Here is an 18,394-nt window from a genome sequence, read left to right as displayed (position 1 = left end):
GATCGCGCGCCCGGCTCACTCGCCGGCGAACAAGCGCCGGTAGTAAGCCTCCCCCGCCTCGAGATGCGCGCCGAATCCGAAACCGCGCGCCAGCATCTGCTGCATTTCCTGGCGTTCAATGCGCATCACGTAGCTGGTCTCGGTGGTGACGAGCCGACAGGACGCACCGTTCGCCACGGTTGCACTGAACCATTTGCCGGGATCGGCGTGCCCGGCCGGAAACGCGCGATCGCGTGCCTCGACGCGCCAGCCGCCGTCGAGCAGGATCCAGTAGGGCGCATCGGTGTCGACGGCCTCGTCGCAGGTGGCGATCACGGCGCCGGCCTGGGCTTCCCATTCGCGCGAATGATCGATGGTCCATTGCAGTTGCTCGGTCGACAGCGCGGTGAAGAACGGCGTATGCCGCAGCAGGTGCAGATAGGTGACGGAGGGCTTCATGGTCAGGTTCCGGGCGGCGTCGGGTTCGGGCTTGCCGCTGCAGGCGGTCATGCCGAGCATCGCCAGCAGCGCGACGAAACTCGGGAACAGGCGAAGCAGGCGGCGCGGCATCGAGCGGGACTCCAGCGGGTCGTGGCAGGCGGGACGCCCACGATGCGCGGGCCCGCCTTGCCGAACGGGGCTCCCGGTCGGGACCGGGGACTGGCATCGATGATGCGCGAGCGCGCCGCAAAGATCATCCGCCCGGAATGGGCATCACTGTTCCACCAGCGTCAACGATCGAGCGCCCGGGAAGAAATCGGGCCGCCGGAAAAGACACGGGCGCATCGTCATCGGACGCGCCCGCGGGAGAAGAGAGAACCGAGAGAGCCGCCCCGCCGCGATATCGGCGGGGCGAGGCGGCGCCAGCGATCGATCAGTAGCCGACCGCCGCGCCGGCGGGACGGCGCGGATCGTTCGCGCCGTAGATGAAGCCGGGCCGCACGATGCCGGACACCGAGGAATCGTTGCCCGAGCTGACGCGGCTGGCCACCTCGGTGCCGGGCAGGCCGACCAGCACCAGTTCGGCGGCGCCCCAGGGGGTCTGCTCGACCATCTTGTAGCCCATCTTGCGCAGGATCGCGAGCGTGTCGGGCGACAGGCCCAGGGTTTCGTAATAGACCTCGTCGGGCAGCCACTGATGATGGATGCGCGGCGCGTCCACCGCGTCCTGCGGCGCCATCCCGTAGTCGATCACGTTCAGCGCGGTTTCCAGCGTGATCGTGATGATCCGCGAGCCGCCCGGCGAGCCGATCACCATGAAGGTCTTGCCGTCCTTGGTCACCACCGTGGGCGCCATCGACGAGAGCGGCCGCTTGCCCGGCGCGATCGCGTTGCGCGTGCCCTGCACCAGGCCGAACAGGTTCTGCACGCCCACCTTGACGGTGAAGTCGTCCATCTCGTCGTTGAGGAAGAAGCCCGTGCCCGGCGCGATCACCACGGCACCGAAGCGGCCGTTGACGGTGTAGGTGGTCGAGACCGCGTTGCCGTCGGCGTCGATGATCGAGTAGTGCGTGGTTTCCGGCTTCTCATGCACGCTGAAGCCCGGGATCACGTCCTTCGACGAAGAGGCCTTGTCCTCGCTGATGGTCTTGCGCAGCTCGGCCGCGTAGTCCTTGCTCAGCAGCTTGTCGAGCGGGTTGTCGATGAAGTGCGGGTCGCCCAGCAGGGTGTTGCGGTCCAGGTAGGCATGGCGCATCGCCTCGGTCATGTAGTGCACCGCCGCGGCCGAGTGGTAGCCGAGCGCGCGCATGTCGTAGCCTTCGAGGATGTTCAGCGTCTCGCACAGCGTGACGCCGCCCGAGCTCGGCGGCGGCGCCGAGATGAAGGTGTAGCCGCGATAGTCGCACTTGAGCGGCTCGGTGTCCTCGGCGCGATAGGCGGCGAAGTCGGCCGCGCTGATCACGCCGCCGCCCTGCTTCGAGGCCGCCTCGACCACCTGCGGGATCCTGCCGTGATAGAAGGCCTCGTCGCCGTGCCGGGCGATGTTCTCGAGCGTCGCCGCGAGATCCTTCTGCACCAGCCGGTCGCCCGGCTGCAGCGGCGAGCCGTCGGCGCGCAGGAAGATGCGCGCCGCGTCCGGATCGCTGCGGAAGCGCTTGGTGGTGGTATCGAGGATGTCGGTGTCGCCGCGTGTGAGCACGAAGCCGTCGCGGGCGAGCTTGATCGCCGGTGCCATCACCTGGCGCAGCGTGAGCTTGCCGTATTTGCGCTCGGCCAGGTTCAGGCCCGCCACCGTGCCCGGCACGCCGACCGCGCGATAGCCGTACAGGCTCTCGCCGGGCTTCACGTTGCCGGCCTCGTCGAGGTACATATTGGCCGAGGCGCCGGCCGGCGCCTTCTCGCGGAAATTGATGAAGCGGTCGCGGCCGTCGGCCAGGTGCAGGGTCATGAAGCCGCCCCCGCCGATGTTGCCGCAGCAGGGGTTGGTCACGGCCTGCGCGTAGCCGACCGCCACCGCCGCGTCGACGGCATTGCCGCCCTGCTTGAGGATCTGCACGCCGATCTCGGAGGCCAGATGCTGCGAGGACACCACCATGCCGTGCTGCGCCTCGACGGCGGGCTCCGATGCCGCCTGGGCAATCGATTGGACGGCCAACGTCAGGACGGTGACTACGAGAAGAAATCGCCGCATCGGATAAGCGCTCCATGGGGGACGGGTTCACGGCCGAGCCGCGATCCCCCCGGAAATGCGCCTGCCCGCCTTGCCGATGGATGTAACGTTCGGTACATATCGGAATGACGGCGATCGTAGCATGTGCAATATGTGGACAAAATCCCGGTGTATACCCGCGCTCGACGCCCTTGCTTCGCCTTTTCCTCGCGGGCAGGATGTAATGTCCGTTACAGGCTCTCTCCTCTCCATCCATATAGGCGGCAAGCGAAACCCCGGCACCATGAGCAAGACGATCCGCACCACCCTGCTGTCGGCCCCGCCCGATTTCACCGCCTCCGAGCACCGGATCGCCGCGGCGCTGCTCGAGCGCTACCCGAGCCTCGGGCTGCTGCCGATCGCCGAGGTGGCCGAGGTGGCCGGCGTGAGCGCGCCCACCGTGTTCCGCTTCGCGCTCAAGCTCGGCTTCGACAGTTATTCGGCCTTCCAGCAGGCGCTGCACGCGGAGATCGACGCGGCCATGAATTCACCGCTGAGCCGGATGGACATGCCGCGCTCGGAGTTGAGCGGCGAGCCGACGCCGGCTTCGATGCTCGACCGGCTGACCGACTCGCTGCAGGACACCAAGGCGCATTTCGACGAGGCCGCCTTCGGGCGCGCGGTCGCGCTGCTGTCGGACGAGCGCCTGCGCGTGCATTGCGGCGGCGGGCGCTATTCGTCGTTCCTGGCGTCCTCGCTGGCCTATTCGCTCGCCTACACGCGGCCGAACGTGGCGCTGATCCAGCCCGACCTGGCCTCGTCGTGGGGCATCCTCGCCGACATCGGGCCCGGCGACCTGCTGTTGCTGCTCGACTTCCGCCGCTACCAGGAATCGGTGATCGAGTTCGCCGCCACCGCGCATCGGCAGGGCGCGCGGATCCTGCTGCTGACCGACGAATGGATGTCGCCGATCGGCGCCTTCGCCGAGGTGGTGCTGCGCGTGCACGGGCGGCCTTACGAGGTGCTGGAGAGTTCGGTGCCGGCGCTCGCGCTCTGCGAGATGCTGGTGATCAGCATGGTGAGCCGGCAGCCGGAGCTGGCCCGGCAGAGAATGGAGCGGGTCGAGGCCTTGTTGCACATGCCGCCCGCGCGGGAGCGGGACGAGCATGGGAATCGGCGGGAGGGGTGAGGCGGACCGAGGTCCGCCCTTCGTTCAGGGCTGGCTCGATAGACGATAGAGCGCGCCCGGGAAATCGCCCAGCGACACCGTGATGGCATTGGTGCTGGTGCCCACCACCTTCCACGTGCCGGTATTGAAATCGAGCTGCTCGATCTTCGCCCACCATTGATTGAGCCCGAGCGTCGTGCCGACGGTGCCCGTGATCGGCCGGCTTGCGATGAAGAGCATCACGCGGCCGCCGGCCGGCGTGCCATATTCGCCCGCCATCAGATCCGTCGAGGGCAGCCAGCCGACCACGGTGCCGGTGTTGACACCCAACCAGGGCGCGACGAAATCCTGGAACGGATATCCCTGGAGGTTCGCCTGGACCTGGCTGTTCATCCCGAAGGTGGACTGCTGCTCGTTGAGCAGATCGCGCGGCGTGTTGTCGATCGAGAGCATGCCCTGCATCGGGATTCCCGCGACGCTCGCCGACGCGTCATGACTGAGGAAGTTCGCGAAACCCTGCCCGCCGAACGTGAAGAACCAGGCCGAGTACCAGCGCAGCGCGTGGAACCCCGCGCTGTCGAATCTCACCGGGGTGACGCCGGGCGGCGTGCGCATGTTCTGGAGGTAGGCGACCGAGGCAATGCCGGCGGTACGCGCGATGCCGGCGATATTGCTCATGTTCTCGCTGGTGATCAATTCGCGCGCCGCGGAGCAGGTATCGAAAGTAGGCGTAAACGGATAATTGTCGAACGCCAGGATGTCCGGCCCGATGTTGTTGATGGCCGAACGGACATAGGTGCCGTAATTGGCAATCACCATGTTGGTCAGGCTGCGGTTGGCAATGGTATTGCTGCTGCAGTCCACCCCGTACTCGGCCGGAGACAGGATATCTGCCTTGGGCGAGCGGTAATCGTTCAGGGCCGCCGAATTCGCATTGGCCGGCCCCAGGTTGACGAAGATCTTCATCGACGCGAATTGGGGTTGCTGCTTCAGGCAGGCGCGCAACTGTCCCAGGTCCGCATGAACCGAACTGCCGGGCTCGTCGGCAAGATTGAAGCCGTAGAACGCGTCGGGATAGGCAGCCTTCAAGGGCAACAGGAACGGGACGATGCGGTTTGCCGTATAGGACGCGCAATCGAACTTGCCGGACGATCGCGCCGCCTGGGAGGCCCATTCCTCGAAGCTGAGGAATGTCTTGTGGCGGGACGCGATGGCGGATTCGAGCATCTGCGGATCGAACCGGTCCAGGGACGGCAGCAGGAAGAATGCGCCACCGGCCTGGACCAGCGCATCGACCGCCGCCCCCGCCGCCGCGGCGTTGGTGGTGATGCAGTTCTGCGCGTTCGCTGCGCAGGCGGTTTCCGGGCTGAGGAAGACAAAAGAACCAGCCGACACGTCGGTGGGCGTAGCCCATGCTGCTGGCAGCCACGCAAGCATCGCTGCCAGCAGTCAGCCCCCATCCATTTTCGCCCTTGCATCTTGCGGCCCTAGCGGTGAGATTTTGTAATTGGACTACGAGCGATTATCGACGAGGTTCGCGGCGCGGGACATCCGCCGCTCGGGTCTCGTGGCGTGATGCCTGCTCCCCTGTCAATACTGCCGATACGGGAGATTGCTGCATCCGGTGAATTGGCAAAACACCTGGGACGACAAGGTTTGCTGGAACGGGAATCCAAGCAGGATGGCGTATTCCGGATCCGGGCTGTTGGCGAACGCCCTGAACCAGATCAGGTACCGGACCCAGGGCAGGTTCGTCTGCGTGAGATTGATCGTGTCGAGCATGGCTTGCTGTGAAGCCGACGTGTTGGGCGTGGTATAGCCGTCCTCCGACAGCAGGACCGGAATGCCGCCGTCCCCATTGATTGCCAGGACATCGTGCACCGCCTGGTTGGTGGCAACCCAGGTGCTCATGGTGGCGTCCTGGGCGATGTAGGGATGCCAGTTCGCCCCGTCGAAATAATCACGCTTGTTCGTCGACAGAGCGCCATTCGCGGCGATGGCCCGGTAGATGTCGCCCAGATACCTTGCGATTCCATTCAGGCTCGGATCGTTCGAGGCAATGTCATCCGCCGTGACAGGCGCCGCGGCCGGCATGTACACCGTTGCGCCCGGATTACCAGCTTTGACGCCGCGATCTCCCCAGTACATGAGATCGAGGGAAATCCTGAGGCGATCGGCATAATTGAACGTTGTCTTGCCACACGAACCGGCGCCGGTCTGGATCGGCAACAGCGTCCTTGCGCCGTTGAGCTCGTTTCCGATTTCCCATTGGGCGATGCCGGGAAATGCCAGCGCTTGTGCCTTCCAGGTAGCCTGCCAGTTGGCGAGAAATGTCGTGTAGGGTGCACCGCTGCCCGGGCACGGAATGCTCGCCGAATCGGCCGTCGTGCTGGAGCCGGTCATCCAGGATGGATAGGAGTTGTCCATTCCCACCACGGTCACACCGGCCCGCACCAGTTGATCGACGGATTGCTGGTAAAGCGCCAGGTTGGCGGGATTCGGCTGAACGACACCGGCCGATATGCCGCTGAATTCCTGCCAATTCAACATCCACATCCTGACGACACGCGGACGGAGCGAGAGGATGCCATTGATCTGATCCTGCAGTCCCCAGTTGTTGACAATGGTGTTCGATACGAATGGCTCGCCAATGCCAAGCGAGCCATCGCCGGCCTTGACGGACGACGCATCGACCGCGATTCCGCAGTAGAAGATCGCATAATCGACGCCAGGCGTTCCGTAGGCGCTGTATCGCACATAACCCTGGGGACAGGTGTAGCTGGTGCCGGTGGCCGGATTCGGATAAGGCGGCAGCCCGTCTCCCGTCATGCCGCCGAATGTCATCGACGGGCCACTTGCCTGATGGGGCCGATAGCAAAAGTACAGCGTGTTGTCGACGTTCGGTGTGCCCAGAACCTGGCTGCTCGAATATCCCGGTGGACAGGTATCCGTATGAGTGAACGGATTGACGTAGGCGTTATAGCCTTTCCATGGCACGGCACCCTGGGCCGTGCTCGATGAATAAGCGTAGGTTCCGCCAAAATCGAATAGCGGATCGACACCGCTGACATGCGGACGCCCGCACCAGAAGGCTGGCCAGTCCACGTTGGACGTGCCGAGCACCTGATAAGCGGTATAGCCCCCCGGGCACGACGGCGCATGGGTGGCCGGGTTGTTGAAATAGGTACCCGGCGGCGTTCCGCCCATGCCGTACATGCCACCGAAATCCATCTGCTGAGCCCGGGCGCTGGTTGCAATGCCCACGATGAACAGCAGCGCGATCGATACTCGTGCAATCACGCCCATCGGCGAATGCCGAGGTTTCGACACTATCGAGATCACGCCCACCCCCACACTCGAGATTTTTTATTTCCTGCAGGTTCATAAAGGCAGCCCGCTGAAACGAACGTCTCTCACGCGTCCCGGCAGGGCTGGCCGCATATATTCTTATGCGAAAGAAAAACCGACAAGGGATATCACGTGGGCGTCGACAATGGAAATTCGACGCGGAGAATATTCAGACCTCAATAGCGCATCTGAAGGAACAGGCGAGCCGTTGCTCGTCGCGGCGCGCCCCGATCCACTCCCGACTCACTCCACCGCTTCGGTTTCAAGATGAAACCGCTTCAACAACACGCGCCGCGAAGTCTCCAGAATCTCCTCGCGCGCCTCGCCGCCCACCAGCCGCGCGCTGAGCAGCGCGCCGAACATCTCCGAGCGCATCGAGCGCGCCATCGAATCGGCATCCTCGTAACCGAGCAACTGCAATTGCGCCGCGATGCGCTGGTGCTGCCGCTCCATGCCGCGCGCGAAGGCCGCGCGCGTCTCGTCGTCGAGGCGCGGGATATCCGAGCCGAGCGCCGCGATCGGGCAACCCGTGTTGCGCGCGGCGCAATGCGTGGCCGACAGGTAGTGGTCGATATAGGCGAGCAGCGCCTCGCGCGGCGGCTTGCCGTTCATGCGCTTGTCCAGGCGCGCGGCGGTCTCGTCGAACATGAAGTCGATGGCCGCCACGATCAGCGCGCCCTTCGATGCGAAATGCGCGTAGAACCCGCCATGCGTGAGCCCCGCCTCGGCCATCACGGCGGCCACGCTGACGTTGTCCGGACCCTGTTCGCGGATCGCGCGCGCCGCCGCCGCCAGCACGCGATTGCGGCTTTCCTGTTTGTGCTCGGGGCTGTATCGCATCCGTCTCACCTCGCCAAATAACGCTACAACATACCATGCCGGCCCCTGCCGCGACCCGCCCCCATTCGCAGGGCGCGAGGCCGGGCAGCGGGCGCGCGGCCCTTACGGCGTCGCGTTCGCGTGCGGCGTCCCCGCTACCGGCTGCGTCGATGCCGATGCATTGCTCGCCAGCGCCGCCTCGTGCGAATCCCGCGGCGCTTCCGGCGCCCAGCCGCCGCCCAACGCGCGATAGGCCGCCACCGTGGCGCGCGCGCGATCGCCGCTGGCCAGCACCCAGGCGCGGCGCGCTTCCAGCAGGCTGCGCCGGCGCAGCAGCAGGTCGCCCTCGGCGGCCGCGCCCTGCTGGTAACTGCGCTGCGCCGACTGCTCGGCGCGGCTGTTCGCGCTCACCGCCGCGCGCCACTGATCGGTGTTCTCGCCGGCCTCGGCCAGCGCCACCAGCGCGTTCTCGACGTCCTCGCTGGCGCGCAGCACCGATTGCCGGTAGCGCGCGAAGGCCTCGGCGCGCGCGCCCTTGGCCTGCGTGACCTCGGCATCGACGCGGCCGAAATCGAACAGGCGCCAGTGCAGCCCGGCCAGCGCGGTGGGTTCGAAGGCACGCGCGGTAAACAGGCTGCCGTTGTTCATGCGATCGAAGCCGAGCAGCCCGGACAGGGAAATATCCGGGTAATACTGCGAGAGCGCCGCGCCGATGCCGGCCGTCGACGAGGCCAGCTTGCGCTCGGCCGAAATCACGTCGGGCCGCCGCCGCAACAGGTCGGCCGGGCGCAGGTCGGCAGGTAGCCCCGGCGAAACCCACATGTCGGGCGGCGTATCGCCGATCGCGGCCGCGTTGGTGCCGGGCGCGTCGCCCATCAGCACGTCGAGCCGGTTGCGCTGGCGCTCGGCCAGCGTGCGCAGCCCCGGCAGCAGCGCGCGATCCTGCGCGAGCGTGGCCTCGGCGTCGTCGCGCTCGCGATCGAGCGCGACGCCCTGGTGGACCCGGTCGTCCATCACGCGCACATAGGCCTGGTCGGTATCGATCTGCTCGCGCAACAGCACGATCGCGGCCTGCGCGCTGCGCAGCTGGAAGTAGGCGTCGGCGGCCTCGGCCACCACCGAGACGCGCGTGCCCATGCGCGAGGCTTCGGCCGCGTCGGCCTCGTCGCGCAGCGCCTCGGCCTGGCGATGCAGGCCGCCCGCCAGATCGAGCTCCCAGCTCGCGCCCACGTCGATCTGCTCGACCGTGATGTTGCGCTTGTAGCCGGGGAACTGGCTCGCCACGGTGCCGAACGGGCTCACCAGCGACTGGCGCTGCTCGGTGACGCTGCCGTCCAGGCTGCCTTGCGGCAGCCAGCCGGTCGCGGCCTGCCCCGCCGCCGCGCGCGCCTGGATCACGCGCGCCTGGGCAGCCTCGAGGTCGAGGTTCTGCGCCAGCACGCGCTCGACGATGCGCGTCAGCACCGGATCGTCGAAGCCGCGCCACCAGCGGGCCAGGTCGGTATTGCCGTCGCTCGCGAGCTGGCCGAGCGCGGCGCCCGAATGATAGTGGTCGGCCATCGCCAGCTCGGGCCGGTGATAGTCGGGGCCGACCATGCAGCCCGCCAGCAGCAGGCTCGCCAGCGCGGCCGGCGCGAGCGCGCGCCATGGCAGGCGCCGCTCGGTATTCATCGAAACCATCTTGTTCGCATCCATGTCAGTGTCCGGAGTCGCGGCTCGGGGGCGGCGGCGCACCTACCTTGCGCAGCATCGGGGCCAGCAGGACGGCCAGCGCGAAGGCCGCGCCGATCACCAGGAACGCATCGGCGTAGGCCATCGTCGAGGCCTCGCGGAACGCCAGCGCGCGCAGTTGCAGCAGCGTGGCCGAGGCCGCGTGCGCGGTGTCGCCGAAGGCCTGCCCGAAGCTCGCCCGCGAGCCGTCGAGCAGCGATTGCATGGCGGCATTGCTGCTCGTCAGCGCGCTGGCGATGCGCTCGAAGTGGAAGTTCGTGCGGTTGTTGAGGATCGCCCCGCAGATCGCGATGCCGACCGCGCCGCCCAGGTTGCGCATCATGTTGAACAGCCCGCTCGCATACTTCACGCGCGACATCGGCAGGCTGCCGAGCCCGAGCGTGACGGCCGGCGCGACCGCGAACACCTGCGGCAGGCCGCGGATGATCTGCGGCCAGAACAACTGGTCGCCGCCCCATTCGTGCGTGATCTGCGCGAAGCTCAGCATCGACAGGCCGAACATGGCGAGACCGAACATCATCAGGTAGCGCGTGTCGACCCGGTTGGCGAGCGACATGTAGGCCGGTACGCCGAGGAAGCCGCCCAGCCCGGTGGCGCAGACGATCGCGCCGGTCTGCAGCGCCGACAGGCCGCGCACGTAGCCGAGGAACAGCGGCAGCAGGTAGATGGTGCTGAAGATGCCGATGCCGGTGATGAAGGACAGGATGCAGCCGATCGTGAAGTTGCGGTTGCCGAAGGCGCGCAGGTCCACCACCGGATGCGCATATACCAGGCTGCGCCACACGAACAACACGCCGGCGATGCCGGAGATCCAGGCCGAGTGGCGAATGTCGGCATCGTCGAACCAGTTCCAGCGCGAGCCCTCCTCCAGCACGTACTCGAGGAAGCCGAGGAACACCGCCATCAGCACGATGCCGGGATAGTCGGCATCCTTGAGCAGCGAGAGGTCCGGCTCGTCGATGCGCACCATGGTCGCCACCCCGAGCGCGACCAGGAGGCCCGGTATCACGTTGATGTAGAAGATCCAGCGCCACGACATCGTGTCGGTGATCCAGCCGCCGATCACCGGCCCGAGCGCCGGCGCCACCGCCGCGATGGTGCCGATCACCGCGGCCGACATCTGCCGGCGCTTGCCCTGGAAGTAGTGGAAGGACGAGGTGAACACGGTGGGGATCATCGACGCGCCGAGCATGCCCTGCAACGCGCGGAACAGGATCATGCTGCCGATGCTCCAGGCCAGCCCGCACAGCATGCTGGCGATCGTGAAGCCGATCGCCGAGGCCACGAACAGCCAGCGCGTGGAGAACACGCGCGTGAGCCAGCCCGACAGCGGAATCGTGATGATCTCGGCGATCAGGTAGGCGGTCTGCAGCCAGCCGATCTGGTCCTGGCCGGCCGACAGGCCGCCGCCGATGTCCTGCAGCGAGGCGGCCACCACCTGGATGTCGAGCAGCGCGACGAACATGCCGATGCACATCACCGCGAACGGCAGCACGGGGGGATGGGCGCTCGCGGCTCCCTGGGCGGGCGTGCTCATCGCGCGACCGATCGGGTATCGACGGTGGCGACCACCGACAATCCGGCACGCAGCGCGCCGACCGAGGCGACGGCCGGATCGAGCGCGATACGCACCGGCACGCGCTGCACGATCTTGGTGAAGTTGCCGGTGGCGTTCTGCGCGGGGATCACGCTGAACACCGAGCCGGTGGCGGGCGCCAGGCTCTCCACGTGCCCTTCGATCTTCAGGCCCGAGTCGACGTCGGCCTCGATCTCGACGGCCTGGCCCATGCGCATGTGACGGATCTGGTCTTCCTTGAAGTTCGCGTCGATCCACAGGCCCTTGGCGGGCACCAGCGACATCAACTGCGTGCCGGCCGCCACGTAGGTGCCGGGATGCGCGGAGCGATTGCCGACGTAGCCGTCGACCGGCGCGTAGAGCGTGGTGTAGCCGTTATCGAGCCTGGCATTGCGCATCGAGGCTTGCGCCTGCTCCACGCGCGCCTGCGCCTCGACCTTCTGCGCCTCGATCACCGTCAACTGGCGGCGCTGCGCGTTGACCGCCGCCGCCGAGGCGCGCACGCGGGCGCGAGCCTGGTCGAGCGAGGTTTGCGCGCGCTGCGAATCCTGCTGCGTGCCCGAATGCGATTCGGCGAGATTGCTGTAGCGCTCGGCGTCGCGATTGGCGAACTGCAGCGAGGCGGTGTCGACATCGGCCTGCGCCTGGGCTTGCGCGATGTCGGCCTCCACCAGTTGGTGCTGCGCGTCGAGGCGCGTGAGCGCCGCCTTGGCCGCGTCGACCTCGGCCTGCGCCGCATCGAGGCGCGCCGTGAAATCGGCCGGATCGAGCTCGATCAGCGGCTGCCCGGCATGGACCAGCGCGTTGTCGGCCACCAGCACGCGCGCCACGTAGCCCGAGACGCGCGGCGATATCACCGTGACATTGCCGCCGACATAGGCATCGTCGGTCGACTCGTAGAAACGTCCGCTCAACCACCAGTAGATGCCGTAACCCACCGCCCCGATCACCACGACCGTCAGGATGACGAAAGGAATGATCCGTCGTTTGCGGGGTGCATCGCGCCCTGCCGCGGCATCGCCTGCGGCGGCGTTGTTGTCTTGCATGCTTGACTCCTGTAATCGGGGGGGCCTGGCAGGTCGGGCCACCGCTGCGGGGTGCCCGGCCCTGGCTGACGGGGAGCGGCCGGATGCGCGCGCGGCGCCCGTGTACGCCCCGGCGCCTTGCCGGGCGGGGCTCACGGGCGCCGCGCATCACCATAGTATGACGACCATCATGCAACATGATATGACGAACATCATTCAATGAGCAAGCGTCTCGATGCGACGCACAAAGGTCGGACGGAAGAAGGGAAATCGTCGGAGGATTACCGCCGCCGGCAATGGGCGGCGCAAGCCATGACGGGAAACGGAACGGAAACGGCTCGTTGCGGACGCAACGAGCGCCCGCGCTAGTCGCGCATCGGACGCGCCGGCCCGGTCGAATCGCGCACCACCAGGCGCGGCTCGGAACTCACGGACATGCGCGGCGCGGCGCCTTGGCCGGAATCGCTGCCGTCGCGCGCGGCGATCAACTCGTCGAGCAAGGCCACCGCCTGCTCGGCCGCCTCGACGGTGGGCACCGTCACGGTGGTCAGCGCCGGCCGGAATTCGCTGGCGAGCTGGATATCGGTGATGCCGACGATCGACAACTCGGCCGGCACGGCGATGCCGGCATCGGCCGCCGCGCGGATCGCGCCCAGCGCAGGCAGATCGTTGGTGGTGAACAGCGCGCTCAGGTCGGGATGCGCGTCGAGCAGTTCGCGCGCGGCGGCCTGGCCGCCCTGCATCGTATCGGGCGCGTAGACCATCGGCGCCGCCGCGCCGTCGAGGCCCGCCGCGTCGAGTGCGGCCACGAAGCCCTCGTAGCGCGCCGTGTGGATGCCCCAGGCCTTGCTGCCGACGATCGCGCCGATCCGGCGATGCCCGAGCGAGAGCAGGTGATTGGCCGCCAGCTCGCCGGCGCGCCGGAAATCGACCGCCACGCAGGGCAGCCCCGGCGGCGCATCAGGCCGCTCCCACATGCACAGCACCACCGCCGCGCCGCGTGCCTCGGTGGCGTGCAGGTCCTCGAAACGCAGGTTCGCGTTCATCACCAGCACGCCTTCGGACAAGGTGCCGGCGATCTGGTCGAGATAGGCGCGGCCGGTATCGGGATCGCCCTCGGTATTGCAGATGATCAGGAAACGGCCGCTGCGCCGCAGCGCGCTTTCGACGGCCAGCGCGAACTCGGGATAGAAGGGGTTGGCGATGCTCGACACCATCAGCGCGATGGTCGGCGCGCGCCCTTCCGCCAAGGCGCGCGCCGCCAGGTGCGGCCGGTAGCCCAGCGCCTCGATCGCGGCCAGCACGCGCTCGCGCGTCTTCGCGCCCACCCGGCCGCGATTGCGCAGCACGTTGGAAACGGTGGCGGGTGTCACGCCCGCGGCGCGGGCCACGTCGATCAGGGTCGGCATGAGGTCAATATCTGGGACAGCGGAAAAATAGTTGCCAGTTGGCGCATCGCGCTAGATGATCGATGAACAACCCGAGCCTGGAAACGACGATCGCCTCGACGATCGTTTTTTCGAAGCTGAGTGGTTAAGCGCTTAATCGCACTTCGAGCGCAATTAAATCATGGAGACGCGGGAATGGCCAGCATCGTTTTGCAGGATGTATGGAAGGCCTATGGCGACGCGGCGCCGGTGATCCGCGACGTCGACCTGGAAATCGGCGCGCACGAGTTCTGCGTGTTCCTCGGGCCCTCGGGCTGCGGCAAGTCCACCTTGCTGCGCATGATCGCCGGGCTGGAGGACGTCAGCGGCGGCGAGCTGTCGATCGGCGGGCGCCGCGTCAACGACGTGCCCGCCGCGCAGCGCGGCGTGGCGATGGTGTTCCAGGGCTACGCGCTGTTCCCGCACATGACGGTCTACGAGAACATCGCGTTCGGCCTGCGCCTGGCGAAGACGCCCAAGGCCGAGATCGACCGCAAGGTCCGCGAGGCCTCCCGCATCCTGCAGCTCGACGCCCTGCTCGAGCGCCATCCCAAGGCACTTTCCGGCGGCCAGCGCCAGCGCGTCGCGATCGGCCGCGCGATCGTGCGCGAGCCGGGCGTGTTCCTGTTCGACGAGCCGCTGTCGAACCTCGACGCGACGCTGCGCGGCCAGACCCGCATCGAGATCGGCCGCCTGCATCGCCAGTTCGGCGAGGCCAGCGTGGTCTACGTCACGCACGACCAGGTGGAGGCGATGACGCTGGCCGATCGTATCGTGCTGCTGCACAGCGGCGCCGATACCGAGCGCCACGGCAGCATCGCCCAGGTCGGCGCGCCGCTGGAGCTCTACCATCGCCCGGCCAGCCGCTTCGTGGCCGGCTTCATCGGCTCGCCGCGCATGAACTTCATCGAGGCGAAGGTGCTGGCAGCCGACGAGCACGGCGTCACGATCCGGCTCGAGGGCGGCCAGGAAAGCGCGCGGCTGCCGGTCGACCCGAGCCGCCTGCGGCCCGGCGACGAGGTGTGCTTCGGCATCCGCCCCGAGCACCTGGTGCTCGCCGCGAGCGACGACGGCGCGCAAGCCACCGCCGCCGCCGTGACGCTGACGCGCCGCGTGACGCTAGTCGAGGCGCTCGGCGAACACAGCTACGTGCATCTCGACCAGCCCGGCGCGACGCTGATCGCGAAGGCGCCCGGCGGCCTGCGCGTGGCGCGCGGCGACACCCTCAGCCTGCACGCACCCGCCATGTCCTGCCACCTGTTCGGCGCCGACGGTTTCGCGATCGCGCCACGCGCGGCGCAGGCCGCCGCCCTGCCCTCCCTGACCTGACCTGACCTGACGAACGTACCCGCACGAGGAACCCCCGATGCATCTTGGCGTCTGCTACTACCCCGAGCACTGGCCCGAAGCCCTCTGGCGCGACGACGCCGCGCGCATGAAGGCGCTCGGCATCGAGCGCGTGCGCATCGCCGAATTCGCCTGGAGCCGGATCGAGCCCACGCCCGGCGAATACGACTGGGGCTGGCTCGATCGCGCGATCGACACGCTCGGCGCGGCGGGCCTGCAGGTGGTGATGTGCACGCCCACCGCGACGCCGCCGAAATGGCTGATCGACCTTCATCCCGAGATCCTCGCGATCGGCGCCGACGGCCGGCCGCGCCAGTTCGGCTCGCGGCGCCACTACGATTTCTCCTCGCCCGTTTATCTCGAAGCCTCACGACGCATCTGCGAGGCGGTCGCGCGGCGCTACGGCGAACATCCGGCCGTCGCCTACTGGCAGACCGACAACGAATACGGCTGCCACCACACGGTGCTCAGCTACTCGCCGGCCGCGCTGGCGCGTTTCCGCGACTGGCTGCGCACGCGCTACGGCAACATCGGCGCGCTCAACGCGGCCTGGGGCACGGTGTTCTGGAGCATGGAGTATCGTGGCTTCGAGGAGATCGACGCGCCGGTCGGCACCGTCACCGAGGCGCATCCCTCGCATCGGCTCGACTACCGCCGCTTCGCCTCGGACGAGGTGCGCCGCTACAACCGCATGCAGGTCGAGCTGATCCGCGCGCATTCGCCGGGACGGCCGATCGCGCACAACTTCATGCAACTGTTCACCGAGTTCGACCACTACCCGGTGGCGGCCGATCTCGACATCGCCGCCTGGGACAGCTACCCGCTCGGCGCGCTCGAGGAGCAGTGGTACGCGCCGGCGGTGAAGGCGCGCTACCTGCGCACCGGGCATCCCGATTTCGCCAGCTTCAACCACGATCTCTACCGCGGCATGTCGAAGCTGCCGTTCTGGGTGATGGAGCAGCAGCCGGGGCCGGTCAACTGGGCGCAATGGAACCCCTCGCCGCTGCCGGGCATGGTGCGCCTGTGGAGCTGGGAAGCCTTCGCGCACGGCGCCGGCTGCGTGTCCTACTTCCGCTGGCGCCAGGCGCCGTTCGCGCAGGAGCAGATGCATGCCGGGCTGAACACGCCGGACAACCGGCTCGATCTCGGCGGCAAGGAAGCCGCCGTCGTCGCCGAGGAACTGCGCGCGCTGCGGGCCGATCGCGACGCCGACGCGAGCGGCCCGATACGCGCCCGCGTCGCGCTGGTGTTCGACTACACCGCGAAATGGCTGTTCGAGATCCACCCGCAAGGCGCCGACTTCCACTATCCGCGCTTCGCCGTCGAGTACTACTCGGCGCTGCGCTCGCTCGGCCTCGACGTCGACATCGTGCCGGCCGACGCGCCGCTCGACGGCTACCGCCTGGTGGTGGTGCCGCCGCTGCCGATCCTGCCCGACGACTTCGCCGCGCGGCTGGCCGCCAGCGGCGCGCAGGTGGTGCTGGGCCCGCGCAGCGGCTCGAAGACGGCCGAGCTGCGGATTCCCGCCGAATTGCCGCCCGGCCCGCTGGCCTCGATCCTGCCGATCCGCGTGTGGCGCGTGGAATCGCTGCGGCCGAACCTGGCCGAGCCGGTACAACTCGCCGCGACCGAACACGAGGCCGCGCACCGGGGCGAGGCGCATCACTGGCGCGACCTGGTCGAGGCCGGGCACGCCGCCACCGAAATTCGCGCGCGCTTCGAGGACGGCCACCCGGCCTGGCTGCGCCACGGCTCGCTGCACTATCTCGCGAGCCTGTTCGACGAGGCCACCACGGCCGCGCTGTTCGCCCGCATCGCCCGCGAAGCCGGCCTCGAGCCGGTCGCGCTCGGCGACGCGGTGCGCGTCAGCCGGCGCGGCAAGCTCACCTGGGTCTTCAACTACGGCCCCGGTGCCCACACGCTCGATGCAGCCATCCCCGATGCGGCGATCGTGATCGGCACGCGGCACATCGAGGCGGCCGGCGTCGCCGCCTATCGCTCGCCCGAGCACGACGCCACGCAATAAGCCAGGACCGAGACACCATAAAACGCAGTCCAGACAAGGAGACAGCAGATGCAGATCCATCAGTCACGCACGCGCCGCGGCCTCGCCAGGTACGTCGCGCTCGCCGCCTTGCTCGCCGGCCTCGGCGCGCCGCTCGCGCAGGCCGATACGCTGAACGTCAATATCGCCTTCAAGGGCGCGAGCCAGCGCGCGGTTTGGAGCGAGGTGATCGACGCGTTCCGCAAGGCGCATCCCGGCACCGAGGTCAAGCTGTCCTTCGTCGACGAGGAGGCCTACAAGGTGCAGTTGCCGAACTGGCTGATGACCGCGCCGCCCGACATCGTCAACTGGCATGACGGCGAGCGCATGGCCTACTACGCCAAGCGCGGGCTGTTCGAGGATCTCTCCCAGGACTGGCAGAAGAACCACTGGGACAGCATGTACGCCTCCACCAAGGAAGCCTCCTCCTACCAGGGCAAGCCCTACGCGGCGCCGACCGTCTACTACGGCTGGGGCATGTTCTACAGCCGCAGCGCCTTCAAGAAGGCCGGCATCGCCGGCGAGCCGGGCAACTGGGCCGAATTCCTCGATGCCTGCAAGAAGCTGAAGGCGGCCGGCGTCGCGCCGATCGCGGTGGGCGGGCGCGATGCCTGGACGCTCGCGGGCTGGTTCGACTACCTGGACCTGCGCCTGAACGGCAATGCCTTCCACCAGCAGTTGATGGCGGGCGAGGTCGCTTATACCGACGCGCGCGTGAAGAAGGTCTATGCCGCCTGGAAGCAGTTGATCGACGCCGGCTACTTCATCGACAACGCGCTGTCCTACGATCTCGACGCGGCCCAGCCCTTCCTGTTCCAGGGCAAGGCCGCGATGATGCTGATGGGCACCTTCATCACCGGCGGCTTCACGCCGGCCGCGCGGCAGGACATCGGCTTCTTCCGCTTCCCCATCATGGACCCGAACGTGCCGACCGCCGAGGATGCGCCGGTCGAATCGCTGCACATTCCCGCCAAGGCGAAGAACAAGGCCGAGGCGCGCGCCTTCCTCGCCTTCGTCGAGACGCCTGCCGTGGGCGCGCAGCTCGCCAAGGGGCTCGGCTCGCTGTCGGCGAACAGCCAGTCGCCGGCGCCGGACGAGCCGATCTCGCAGATCGCGTTCCGCATGCTGGCCGGCACCAAGGGCGGCCTCGCGCAGTTCTACGATCGCGACATGACCAAGGAGATGGCCGACGAGGGCATGAAGGGCATGCAGCAGTTCCTGGCCGACCCGAGCCGGCTCGACGCGGTGCTCGCGCAACTCGAAGCCGCCCGCCAGCGCATCTACAGGAAGTAAGCCGGAAGCGGCGGCGCAGCCTCGCGCGCCGCCGCTTCCGGAGGTTC

The 18,394-nt window shown here is 67.8% G+C and carries 13 protein-coding genes; 4 read left to right on the top strand and 9 right to left on the bottom strand.

Annotation, left to right across the window (positions count from 1 at the left end; translation table 11 throughout):
- Positions 1 to 15: 15 nt before the first annotated feature.
- On the bottom strand, positions 16 to 549 hold the full coding sequence (locus BM43_RS02100) for a hypothetical protein (protein WP_013689465.1): 534 nt from the start codon (positions 547 to 549) through the stop codon (positions 16 to 18).
- A gap of 304 nt (positions 550 to 853) precedes the next feature.
- The gene (gene ggt, locus BM43_RS02095; RefSeq protein ID WP_036054229.1) at positions 854 to 2,611 is read right to left on the bottom strand and encodes a gamma-glutamyltransferase; all 1,758 of its coding nucleotides are present in this window, start codon (positions 2,609 to 2,611) and stop codon (positions 854 to 856) included.
- A gap of 262 nt (positions 2,612 to 2,873) precedes the next feature.
- Between ggt and BM43_RS02090 the strand changes: the two genes are divergently transcribed.
- Positions 2,874 to 3,758, top strand: coding sequence for a MurR/RpiR family transcriptional regulator (locus BM43_RS02090; RefSeq protein ID WP_036054231.1), 885 nt, complete (start codon positions 2,874 to 2,876; stop codon positions 3,756 to 3,758).
- A gap of 24 nt (positions 3,759 to 3,782) precedes the next feature.
- Here BM43_RS02090 and BM43_RS02085 read toward each other — a convergent pair whose 3' ends face one another.
- The 7 genes from BM43_RS02085 to BM43_RS02055 form a co-directional block, all read right to left on the bottom strand.
- Positions 3,783 to 5,174 (bottom strand): hypothetical protein, encoded by a 1,392-nt coding sequence (locus tag BM43_RS02085; RefSeq protein WP_144417617.1) that lies wholly within the window; start codon positions 5,172 to 5,174, stop codon positions 3,783 to 3,785.
- A gap of 153 nt (positions 5,175 to 5,327) precedes the next feature.
- Positions 5,328 to 7,085: a hypothetical protein gene (locus BM43_RS02080; RefSeq protein ID WP_144417616.1), complete on the bottom strand. Its 1,758-nt coding sequence runs from the start codon at positions 7,083 to 7,085 to the stop codon at positions 5,328 to 5,330.
- A 243-nt stretch (positions 7,086 to 7,328) separates the two neighbouring features.
- Complete coding sequence (locus tag BM43_RS02075) at positions 7,329 to 7,925, bottom strand: TetR/AcrR family transcriptional regulator (protein ID WP_017917958.1); 597 nt, start codon at positions 7,923 to 7,925, stop codon at positions 7,329 to 7,331.
- Between the two features lie 102 nt (positions 7,926 to 8,027).
- A complete protein-coding gene (locus tag BM43_RS02070; RefSeq protein ID WP_063769137.1) occupies positions 8,028 to 9,599 on the bottom strand; it encodes an efflux transporter outer membrane subunit in 1,572 nt (523 codons plus the stop codon).
- A gap of 1 nt (position 9,600) precedes the next feature.
- Positions 9,601 to 11,172 carry a DHA2 family efflux MFS transporter permease subunit gene (locus tag BM43_RS02065; protein WP_036040373.1) on the bottom strand — a complete coding sequence of 524 codons (1,572 nt, stop codon included), beginning with the start codon at positions 11,170 to 11,172 and terminating at the stop codon, positions 9,601 to 9,603.
- A complete protein-coding gene (locus BM43_RS02060; protein WP_017917962.1) occupies positions 11,169 to 12,257 on the bottom strand; it encodes an HlyD family secretion protein in 1,089 nt (362 codons plus the stop codon). Before BM43_RS02060 ends, BM43_RS02065 begins: the two co-directional genes overlap by 4 nt.
- 344 nt (positions 12,258 to 12,601) lie before the next feature.
- Entirely contained in the window at positions 12,602 to 13,645 is a 1,044-nt protein-coding gene (locus BM43_RS02055; RefSeq protein ID WP_036054237.1) for a LacI family DNA-binding transcriptional regulator, read from the bottom strand.
- 174 nt (positions 13,646 to 13,819) lie between these two features.
- On the opposite strand from BM43_RS02055, the gene BM43_RS02050 reads away from it, so the two are divergent.
- From BM43_RS02050 to BM43_RS02040, 3 genes are read left to right on the top strand one after another with little or no spacing between them, the layout of a single operon-like run.
- Positions 13,820 to 14,992 (top strand): ABC transporter ATP-binding protein, encoded by a 1,173-nt coding sequence (locus BM43_RS02050; RefSeq protein WP_036054238.1) that lies wholly within the window; start codon positions 13,820 to 13,822, stop codon positions 14,990 to 14,992.
- Positions 14,993 to 15,029: 37 nt separating this feature from the next.
- Positions 15,030 to 17,036 (top strand): beta-galactosidase, encoded by a 2,007-nt coding sequence (locus BM43_RS02045; protein ID WP_036054242.1) that lies wholly within the window; start codon positions 15,030 to 15,032, stop codon positions 17,034 to 17,036.
- 48 nt (positions 17,037 to 17,084) lie between these two features.
- The gene (locus tag BM43_RS02040; protein ID WP_036054244.1) at positions 17,085 to 18,347 is read left to right on the top strand and encodes an ABC transporter substrate-binding protein; all 1,263 of its coding nucleotides are present in this window, start codon (positions 17,085 to 17,087) and stop codon (positions 18,345 to 18,347) included.
- Positions 18,348 to 18,394: the final 47 nt, after the last annotated feature.

The organism is Burkholderia gladioli, from assembly GCF_000959725.1.
Lineage (GTDB): Bacteria > Pseudomonadota > Gammaproteobacteria > Burkholderiales > Burkholderiaceae > Burkholderia > Burkholderia gladioli.
Note: the sequence above shows the minus strand (reverse complement) of the source record. Positions and strands in the feature narration are given on the sequence as shown.